The sequence below is a fragment of the Kitasatospora sp. NPDC058478 genome, assembly GCF_042720345.1.
GTDB lineage: Bacteria > Actinomycetota > Actinomycetes > Streptomycetales > Streptomycetaceae > Kitasatospora.
This window is the reverse complement of the sequence record NZ_JBHXML010000135.1, coordinates 1-9,551: the sequence shown is the minus strand read 5'-3', so window position 1 is coordinate 9,551 and position 9,551 is coordinate 1. Positions and strand designations below refer to the sequence as shown.

8 protein-coding genes are annotated in these 9,551 nt (G+C 68.6%); 3 read left to right on the top strand and 5 right to left on the bottom strand.

Going from position 1 to position 9,551, the window contains the following annotated elements; all coding sequences use genetic code 11:
- Positions 1-160 precede the first annotated feature (160 nt).
- Positions 161-1,567, top strand: coding sequence for an IS1380 family transposase (locus ACFWPT_RS40340; RefSeq protein WP_380487968.1), 1,407 nt, complete (start codon positions 161-163; stop codon positions 1,565-1,567).
- A gap of 119 nt (positions 1,568-1,686) precedes the next feature.
- On the opposite strand, the gene ACFWPT_RS40335 is transcribed toward ACFWPT_RS40340, so the two are convergent.
- The 3 genes from ACFWPT_RS40335 to ACFWPT_RS40325 all read right to left on the bottom strand — a co-directional run bounded on the left by ACFWPT_RS40335 (position 1,687) and on the right by ACFWPT_RS40325 (position 4,777).
- The gene (locus ACFWPT_RS40335; RefSeq protein WP_380487966.1) at positions 1,687-2,235 is read right to left on the bottom strand and encodes a DUF6980 family protein; all 549 of its coding nucleotides are present in this window, start codon (positions 2,233-2,235) and stop codon (positions 1,687-1,689) included.
- A 363-nt stretch (positions 2,236-2,598) separates the two neighbouring features.
- Positions 2,599-3,087: a hypothetical protein gene (locus tag ACFWPT_RS40330; RefSeq protein WP_380487964.1), complete on the bottom strand. Its 489-nt coding sequence runs from the start codon at positions 3,085-3,087 to the stop codon at positions 2,599-2,601.
- Between the two features lie 895 nt (positions 3,088-3,982).
- On the bottom strand, positions 3,983-4,777 hold the full coding sequence (locus tag ACFWPT_RS40325; protein WP_380487962.1) for a cytochrome c biogenesis CcdA family protein: 795 nt from the start codon (positions 4,775-4,777) through the stop codon (positions 3,983-3,985).
- Between the two features lie 524 nt (positions 4,778-5,301).
- Between ACFWPT_RS40325 and ACFWPT_RS40320 the strand changes: the two genes are divergently transcribed.
- The gene (locus ACFWPT_RS40320; RefSeq protein ID WP_380487960.1) at positions 5,302-5,796 is read left to right on the top strand and encodes a hypothetical protein; all 495 of its coding nucleotides are present in this window, start codon (positions 5,302-5,304) and stop codon (positions 5,794-5,796) included.
- A 670-nt stretch (positions 5,797-6,466) separates the two neighbouring features.
- On the opposite strand, the gene ACFWPT_RS40315 is transcribed toward ACFWPT_RS40320, so the two are convergent.
- A complete protein-coding gene (locus ACFWPT_RS40315) occupies positions 6,467-7,378 on the bottom strand; it encodes an aminoglycoside phosphotransferase family protein (RefSeq protein ID WP_380487958.1) in 912 nt (303 codons plus the stop codon).
- A gap of 499 nt (positions 7,379-7,877) precedes the next feature.
- On the opposite strand from ACFWPT_RS40315, the gene ACFWPT_RS40310 reads away from it, so the two are divergent.
- Positions 7,878-8,306 carry a hypothetical protein gene (locus ACFWPT_RS40310; RefSeq protein WP_380487956.1) on the top strand — a complete coding sequence of 143 codons (429 nt, stop codon included), beginning with the start codon at positions 7,878-7,880 and terminating at the stop codon, positions 8,304-8,306.
- 634 nt (positions 8,307-8,940) lie between these two features.
- On the opposite strand, the gene ACFWPT_RS40305 is transcribed toward ACFWPT_RS40310, so the two are convergent.
- A complete protein-coding gene (locus ACFWPT_RS40305) occupies positions 8,941-9,393 on the bottom strand; it encodes a hypothetical protein (protein WP_380380312.1) in 453 nt (150 codons plus the stop codon).
- Between the last annotated feature and the right edge of the window lie 158 nt (positions 9,394-9,551).

Below are 9,551 nucleotides of genomic sequence, written 5' to 3'. Positions count from 1 at the left end.
GTGGTGAAATTCCCCATGCCGACAGCGGGCTATCCGCCCAAATCGGCCACCGCCATGCGCTCTACCTGCGGAAACGCCCTAACTCACCGGCATTGTTCTGGGCTGGGATGATGAGGCTTGTCGAAGGTCTCTGTCAGCCCAGCAGGAAGGCACTTTCTACGTGCACACTACCGGGTCACGGCCCCGGCTCGTCGTCTCCACCGACGGGCGCGGGGTCGTCAACCACGCCGGATCGCGCCTGCTGGCCGATCTCGCCGATGCCACCGGCCTCGCACACGCCTTCGGCGACGCTCTGGGCCGGCTTCGTCCGCGTGGCACCGGCCACGATCCGGGCCGGATCGCCGCCGACCTGGCGGTGATGCTCGCCGACGGCGGCGAGGCGATCGCCGACCTCGCGCTGCTGCGCGACCAGCCCGAGGTCTTCGGCCCGGTCGCCTCCACCTCGACCGCGTGGCGACTGCTGGCCGGTATCGATCCCGCCGCGCTCGCAGCGTTGCGCTCGGCCCGAGCCGCCGCCCGGGAGGTCGCCTGGCCGCAGGCCGGCGAGACCCGCCATGGCATCCCCGCCTCGAAGGCGGGAGGACGTGAACTGCCCGGACTGGTCCTGGACATCGACGCCACCCTCGTCACCTGCCACTCCGAGAAGGAACACGCGGCACCCACTTACAAGCACGGCTTCGGCTACCACCCGATGCTCTGCTTCCTCGACAACACCGGCGAGGCCCTCGCCGGCCTCCTGCGCCCCGGCAACGCCGCAGCCAACACCGCCGCCGACCACATCACCGTCCTCGATCAGGCCCTCGCGCAGATCCCCGACGCCCACCGCCACGGCACCCCGGTCCTCATCCGAGCCGACAGCGCCGGCTCCGCCAAGGCCTTCCTGACCCACATACGAGCCCTGCGCTCACACGGCGTCCGTACATCGTTCTCCGTCGGATGGTCCATCACCGAGCCCGTGCGCCGGGCGATCCGCCACCTGCCCGACCAGGTCTGGCATCCCGCCCTCGAACAGGACGGCTCCCTGCGCGCCGGCGCCCAGGTCGCCGAGCTGACCGGCCTGGTCGACCTGCCAGGCCTACCCGAGGGCACCCGGATCATCGTCCGCCGCGAACGCCCCCACCCCGGAGCCCAACTGTCCCTGTTCGACCTGGACGAGGGCATGCGCCACCAGGTCTTCCTCACCGACACGCCTGTCGCCGGCGGCGGCTCGATCCAGTACCTGGAGGTCCGCCACCGGGCTCACGCCCGCGTCGAGGACCACATCCGCTGCGGCAAGACCACCGGCTTCGGCCGCTTCCCCTCCCGCCACTTCGCGATCAACCAGGTCTGGCTGGAGCCCTCCCTGACCGCGATCGACCTGCTCGCCTGGGCACGAACCCTGCTACTGGACGGCGAGTTGGCCACCGCCGAACCCAAGAAGCTCCGCTACCGGCTACCGCACGCCGCCGCCCGCATCACCCGCGGCGCCCGCCGACTGCACCTGAGGATCGCCGCCACCTGGCCCTGGCGCCACGACCTCGCAACCGCCTTCACCCGACTGCAGGCCCTGCCCCGCCCGGTCACCTGAACCGACGAGACCGCCCCCGCCCACCCACGAACCGAGGATCCCTGGAGGACCCGGCCCACGCGCCAGGCACTCTGCATGCCCTCACACCCCCACACAGGCACAACGCGCCGCCTGCGCCATCAACCCAACTCAGCCGAACCCAAATGAAACGCGCAGGCTAGGACGGTCGAACGGGCCTGCGGCGACGACGTACGCGGCTCCCGCGCGAAGGCGGACTCGTCGAGCGAAGGCGGCCCCGTCACGCGAAGGCGGCCCTGTCGCGGTCGGGATGTTCGCCGTCGGCATGCTCGCCGTCGCCGACGAACCCCGTCGCGGCCGGAGCAAAGCGTCACGAACCAGCTCGCCAGCAACAGCCAGGCCTGTTTCAGAAGTGGATCAACGGCTGTCGTCCAGCCTGGCGTAGCGAAGCGAAGCGGGCCAGCCCCCGTCCTGGAACCCGGCACCTCCTCCTCCCACGGGTCGATCCCGCGACGCTCCAGTTCGCCTAACCGGCGATCCCGCCGCGGCTCGGGAAGGCCCTGCCCGCACCAAGGGCAGAAGCCGACCGCGATGCCCGATGCGCCACCGTCACGGATGATCAACCCGTGCTCCTGGCATCCGGCACCGAACCGAATCAGTGCGTCCGGGCAGCCGAAGGGACCGCCGTGCCGGCCGCCATGCCAGTCCACCGGCTCGCCAGCGCCTCACAGCAGTCGGGACGGGCCGGGGCACGGGCGGGGCGGAGGCAGGGCGCGGGCGGGAAGCGCCCCCGGGCCGTCTTGGCCCGTCTGTGCCCACTGTGTTGGAAACGCGGCGGGGAACAGACACCTGACGGCCTCTCCGGAGTCGCCCAGGGCCGCGCCAGGCAGGCCGGCGGGCCTCCCCGGAAGAGCAGGCCAATGGACGTTTCCAATACAACGTCGACTGAACACCCGTTCCGGCCCAAGCCGGAAATCTCAACGGCCGGCCACGCAAAACGCCCGGCTGGAGGAGCCCAGCCGGGCGTCTGCGCAAACCGCTCACGACTTGACCAGCCGACCGACCGCGTGGGATCAGTACCAGCGCTGATTGTCGTTGTTCCAGTCAGTCCCGTTCACGTAGACACTCCCCCAGCCTCCGTTGCCGCTGTTGTCCAGGAAGCCGCCGCTCTGGACGTTTTGGAGCTTGAACCCGGAACCGGTATTGATCTCACGCCACCGCTGGAACGGGTTCGTGCCATCGCGGCCGGAGTTGCAGTCCTCCGTGTAGGCCTGGCTTCCATATCCTGTCAGGCATCGCCCATTGGAGTCGACTTCATTCCAGGTTCCGTCACTGTTCTGGACATCATGCCATTGGTAGCGGTAGTTCGTGACTGTTACACCGCCGCCAGCTGAGTTCGGGAAGAGGTCGAGTCCCGCTCCACCACTGGTGTGGGAGGGGTTACCGACTCCGTTCTTCCAGCTTACGTTTCCGTCCGCCGAGGCAGATCCGGCAAACCCGATCGTCAGGACAGGGACGATCGCAGCCGCTGCTAAGATTTTAAATATTCGAGCCTTGGTCATTCAGAAACCCCCAGTGGAGACATTTTTCGCGCAGGACTTTTCCCTGCCACTCCGAGAGGCTTTTCCGTATCACCAGACCAAATGGAGAAGCGCCCCATTGCGCCTTCTTTGTCTCAATTAAGTTCCGATTTTACATATGCCCATCCAAGTGGGAGACGGTTCTACCACTTCAGTACCAGTTCGCCATTTCGGCTGGTCGGAGGCCGTGTCTCAAATTCAGCGGCTGACATGACGCCAGGGGTGGGTGTGGTCCCAAAAATCATCCGCCGGGATGGTTTATGTTGAACGCGGTGTCTCCGGTCAGCGATTTCTCGGGTGATCGAGAATCTTGTGACAGAGCGGCGGCAGGCGGAGTTCGAGGAGCCGTTCCCATGAGGCTGGTGGCAGGTTCGCAAGGGCCAGGCCCCGCCCTGAGGGGCAGGGGGCGCAGCATGGCATCCCTGTTGCCCGGCCGGCCAGCGGGGATCGAGGTTCGGCGTCGGCAGGGGTGGTGCCGGGCCTCGGTCCGGCCATGCTGGCCTGCGCCGGACTGCCGACGCGGTGGCAAGGGGGCTGTGGAAGTGGTTCCTGAGACCTGGTGTCGCTCACCGTGGCAGAAGTCCGCCGGCTCTTGGTGGCTGTCGACCGGGCAGGGTGGCTTCGCGCCGCGTGTTGAGGCGCGCAGTCACCTGACGTCCGGGCGGCGCCAGCGCCACTCCGTCGCTGTCATTGCCGGCGTCGCGCTGGCCTTGCGGATGTTCTCCGCACCGAATCCGGCCCTGAGGTCACGTCGGTCGCCGAGCTCACAACACGGCCGCTGATCAGCCGGGACGGAGAACCGGTGCTGGGGCGCTGGGCAAAAGAGGCGCCTACCGGTCCACCGGTAGGCGCCTCACTGTCTTCTCGGGCTGGGACGCTAGATGGACACGAGTCCGGACTGATCGAAGTTGCTTGCCCATTCCCGGATGATTCCGATCATCTGGTCCCAAGCTCCTGTCAGCAGCAGGACTCCTACGATGACCAGCATGCCGCCGCCCAGCCTCATGACCAGGAGGTAATGCCGTTTCACCCAGCCGAATGCTCCGAGTGCGCCACGGAAGGCGACTGCCGTCACCAGAAAGGGAAGGCCCAGGCCTACGCAGTAGGCGGCGCTGAGCAGGGCTCCCCGTCCGGCGCTCGCCTGTTCCATGGCGAGCACCTGTACTGCGCTGAGTGTCGGTCCCAGGCATGGTGTCCATCCCACGCCGAAGACCACGCCGAGCACGGGGGCTCCGATCAGACCGACAATCGGCCGTCGGTGCAATCTGAACTCGCGCTGAGCAAATTTCGGCAGCAAGCCGGCAAACGTCAATCCCATGAGGATTGCAAACGCTCCGGATACTTGTTGAATAATACGCTGATGCTGCTGGAGGAAATATCCGAACGATCCAAATAATGCTCCTGCGGATACGAATACGATCGTGAATCCTGCAACGAAGAGGGTGGCGCCGAGCAGAACTCGGCCGCGTTTTCTACCCTCGGCGTCGGCAAGGTCCGCAGCAGAGAATCCAGTGACATAGGACAAGTAGCCTGGGACGAGAGGGAGGACGCAAGGAGAAAGGAACGATACAAGGCCTCCGAGCATCGCCACCGGGATTGCGAGGAATAGGGCACCGGTGAAGATGGTCTGACTCCCGTCGAAAGCCAGAACGACTCGCGCTGTCTCGCTCACGACGCCACCGCGATCACGGCAAACGCACCTTTTGTCGAAAGGCGGACAACGAGACGAGCGCGTGAGGGCGCTGAATCAGAGTGCAGCACATGAAACAAAGCCTCTCACGGTGGTGGACGGGGCTTGAATGCAGGGGCGACTGACCGTACTTGGCCAGGGCCAGGGCAGCGGTGCGCACCTCTCCACTCACTCCCGTGGCCTGCCGGTCAGACCCCACGCCTCGTCGACCGGGACAGCCGGCTTCTGGTGCCCGCCGCCTGCGCGGCGGATGGAGGTATACCGGGAGATGAGCGAGGCCGACGACTGCGTGATCGGCGGCACCCTGCGCCACTGGTGGCTGCGCGCGCAGCTCTACCGAAACCCAGAGGGCGACCGCGTCCACGCCGTCGTCCGGGCTGGCACCACCCCCGGCACCTCCGTGGCGCGGGCGGCGGCGGGACCGCGGCGGCGCGGGGCGGCGCGGGGCGGCGCCGACCTGGTGGCCGCCGTCGACGCACTGGCGCGCGGCCTGCTTGGATACAGGTGTGAACAGCGGCAGCCATCAGGAATCGGGCCTCTCGAAGAGCGTCTGGAGCGATACCGACTTCGAGGAGATGGGCTGGCACGACGCCACCGTCCACGGCCTGTACGTGCAGCAGACGCAAGACGTCCTGCCCCGGCTTCTGCTCGACCTCGACTACATCGTCCGCTGGGTCCACCCGGTCCGGCCGGCAAAGAACTTCTCCTTCTGGATCGCCCCCGCGACGCTCGTCTTCGAAGAGGTCTGGGACCTTGAGGGCGACCTCGGTTTCAAGGGCATGCATCCGGAGCTGGAGATCGACTCGGTGCACCGGCTGGCGCCGGACGACGGCAGGCAGGACTGGCCGCAATGGCACGTCGAAGGCCACTCGTTCGACCTGAGGTTCCGCGCGTCGGGCTTTTGTCAGTACTTCCGCGATACCCGGTGCCTCACGTCGGTCCAGGCCCTGTCCGCAACCGAGCGCGGAGGCTGCTGCTTCACCGAGGTCGGTTTCGGCTGAGCAGGTTCGGTCTCGCGTCCTCGACCGGGAGCGGGTGACACCACTCGGCAGTACGCCACAGGCCCCGTCCCGAACCCGGTCTGGCCTGAGTTCAACTCCCGGCCGGTGGCGCCCGAAGTGAACCGCCGATTACGGTCGCCACCGCTGACCGGCTTCGGACCGTCGGCGAGCGGCTGAGCGTCCTGCCTGCCCGCCTGTCGGCCAGGGCGGAGGTGCCGTCGCCGGCCCACGCACCCCCACGGCGCCGCGCTCGGACTCGGACTCGGACTCGGACTCGGACTCGGACTCGGACTCGGACTCGGACTCGGACTCGGACTCGGACTCGGACTCGGACTCGGACTCGACTGACGCTGGGGCGGCCGGCGGACCTGACACCGGCCATGGTGCGCCTGGCCACCGGTGTGTGACCGCCACGGCGGCCGGGCTCTGAACCCCGGTGGCACGGGTCCGGACGGTGAAGAGGGGGATGTCCACCGCCCTGACCGCGTTCCCGACCACCGGTCCTCTTCTCACCCCGATCCGCCCCCGCAAACCACCGCACCCGGATTCCCGCGGGCCCGTCCGACAGGCCTGCCGGTCCACGGCGCCCGGTTCACGGCGCCCGGTCTCGGCTGACGCCGACCGTTACCGTTCCGCGCGACGGGGCAAGGGGCAGGGGGCGGGGTGGGGGTCAGGTGAGTGCTTCCACGAGGTGGGCGCAGCGCGCCGGGTCCTCGGTGAAGCCGGCGCGCAGGCCCCATATCCAGTACTCGGCGGCTCGCAGTAGTGCCCATTTGCGGGCGCGGTCGGGGTCGAGGTCCGCGGCGTCGGCCAGGGCGTCGATGCCCCATTGGACGCGGGAGGGGCCGAGTTCGTCGAACCGGCTCCACAGCAGGGGTGCGACCTGGTATTCGAGGACGCCGCGCACGATCAGCGGGTCGACGACGGACCAGTGCCCGTCCGGGGTGCGCAGAACCTGGTCGTAGTGGAGGTCGTTGTTGACCAGGACGGTGTAGTCGTCGTGGGACAGTTCCTCGGCCAGGTCCAGTGCGCGGTCGAGTACGTGTCGGGGCATCGGGCGGCCGAGTTCTTCCCACTGGGCGGGGAGTTCCCGCCGGTGGCCCGCGGCGATGTCTGCGGTCGTGCGCAGGCCGTGGGGTGGCTCGATGGCCAGCCGCCGTAGCAGTGTCCCGATCACGGGGACCGCCTGTGTCAGTGGTACGTCCCGGAGCGGGCGGGTGTGGTCGAGGCGTTGCAGCAGCATGACGCCCGCCGTGGTGTCGGCGTCGAGCAGGCGGACCGCGCCGTGGCCGTCCCACAGGCGCAGCGCGAGTACCTGTTCCTGCATCTGCCGGTCGGGCCATGTGACTTTCAGTGCCAGCGGCTCGGTGCCCCGGCGGACCGGCACGACGAGGCTGTTGTAGCCGTGCATGGGCGGCCCGTCGGCCGTCAGGTCCCAGCGCTCGCACCAATGGGCGACGGTGTCCGGCAGGGCCGTCAGCCACCGGCGGCCCGCCTCGCCCTCGTGCTGCCAGCGGCCGAAGGCCCGAAGGGACTCGGGTACCTGCGTCAGGCGGTGTTGTTGCGGACTCCCGGAAGTCACAGCGTCTCCATACAGCGTCTCCGCTACGGCCTGGTTCCAGGCCTCGTCGTCGCACTGTCCCTAGCCGATCCCTCGACGCGGTTGCAGTGCATTGCGGTGCGGCACGGGTGCGGCGCGTCCGCAGGGGCGGTCGAGCCGACAGGAAATCCTACGCAGCGGCTCCCCGGATGCCCTTGCGTGTCCTGGCAGTTCACGGCGAGTGCCGGAGAACCCCGTGCGGATTCAGGACGGGTGCACCTGCGCAGAGGCACTGCGCCACCCGTAAGCCGCATCCACGACCTCACGGGACAGAACACCTGACACCGACCGTTCTGTGGCCCGGACGGGCGGCCGCCGGGAAGCACCCCCTGGCCGTCCCTGCCCCCCTACACCCGGGAAACAGTCCCCGACCGTCCCACAGCCCGGGCGGGCAGCCGCCGGGCCGGGTTGTGCAACAGGTCGTCAACAGGTTTCCGTGAAACGGCCACGCGACCGTGGCCCGTGGGCGGATCATGTTCGGGTGCCGATCATCCCGAACCCGCCCCCGTCCCCGCCCGCCAGGCCCCCCTCCTGGGAAGACCGGCTGGAGACCTGGGTCGGGATATGCGCCGCCCGACTCTCCTTGTGGGGCCACGACTTCACCGACGGAGCATGGCCCGACACCGAAGACCTCGCCGTCCTCCTCGCCCGGACCGTGCACGAAGTCGCCGACATCCCCTCGATGCGGCCGGCCCACCACGCCCTGACCGCCGCACTCGCCCGCGTCCACGCCGCCGAACGCTGGCTCCGCCCCTACAACGCGGCCTCTCCCGCCATGGCCTGCCACCACCTTCGCCAGGCCGCCGAACACCTCCACACCGCCCACCGCCACCTCACCGACACCGCACCCCAAGGCCGCCCCAGCCTCCCACCCCGACGGGACCCGGAACACACTCCCCCGAACCCCTGACCACACCAGCCAGACCAGCCGCCAGACGGACCGACAACCCGACAACGGACCATCAACCCGGCCCGCGAGGAAACGAGGCGGCGAGGACGCGACCCCGACGACAGACGGCGAAGCGAGGCAGCGGCGGGCAGCCGACAACAGGACCCGGGCAACAGACCACAAGCGACACCGACGCCAAAGAGAGCAGCGACTGAGACGACATCACCGCCGAGGCGCAGCAGAACAGGGCATGGGGCACGGCCGGGAACCATGGATGGGCTGCGGGAACAAGGCCCGGTCGGACGGGGCGCAGCCGGGCAGGCCACGCGGCACCGGGCAGCCCCGATGGCGCGAAACGGGAAATCCTCCTGTAGTGGATAGCTTCCAAGGGTCACCCGGATGAGAGCACGCCGAAGAATTTCCGGTCCGGCGGCGCTGACGGGGCGTGATGCCCACCGGTACCGGCGGCCCCGGGGACAGGTGATCATGAGGCCATCCACCCGCGCACGACTGTCCCTCGTCCCCACCGGGCCGGCCCACGGCAGCCAGGGCCGTCACCGATGGCAGACCAGACCAGCAAGCCCCCCGCCCCAAGGGACAAAGACAGCCGGGACAGGCCACGCAGCAACCGCGGAACAGCCAGAACAGGGTTGGTTCAGGGGCTCGGGCGGTTGCGTCTGGTGGCCGTGTGGAGGAAGCGCAGGGAGATGGCGAGGCCGGCAACGGCGGCGGTGGCCACGAGGATCATCGTGGGCTGGAGGGCGTCGTCGGGGTAATGGCTGCCGGTGACGCGTGAGGCCTCGGGGTCGTCGGCTGCGACCTCCAGCGGGACCGTCGCACCGATGCCCGACGACCTGACGCCGTGCAGCGTGAGGGAGTCGGTGCTGTAGTCGCGGTCGGCAACCCGGTAGGTGAGCGTGTACCTCGTTCCGCCCTTCATGGCCACAGCAGCGGTGATGGTCGCGTCCACCCGTAGCGGTGCGGCGTCGATGCGGCTCGCCGTCCGCCATTGCGACAGTGCCGCGACCGTGCTGAGAACCAGCGCCAGCAGTGCCGCCAGGACACCGGTCAACGGGAGGAACCACGCGCGGCGGATCAACGATCTCATGGTCTGCCACGCTACGCGCCGTCACAACGGTGAGTCGAGGAGTACCCAGCCCCCGTCTAGCCGCAATGCCAGTGACTTTAGGTTGTGTCGTGCTGGGTGACGGTGACTGTTGCCGGTTGTGGTGGTGGCCAGTTGTGGTGTTGGGCGCGTTTGAGGGG

Excerpts from the sequence above, each read along its gene's own strand:
- ACFWPT_RS40330 (WP_380487964.1), bottom strand. The coding sequence starts at position 3,087 with ATGACCAAGGCTCGAATATTTAAAATCTTAGCAGCGGCTGCGATCGTC.
- ACFWPT_RS40305 (WP_380380312.1), bottom strand. The coding sequence starts at position 9,393 with ATGAGATCGTTGATCCGCCGCGCGTGGTTCCTCCCGTTGACCGGTGTC.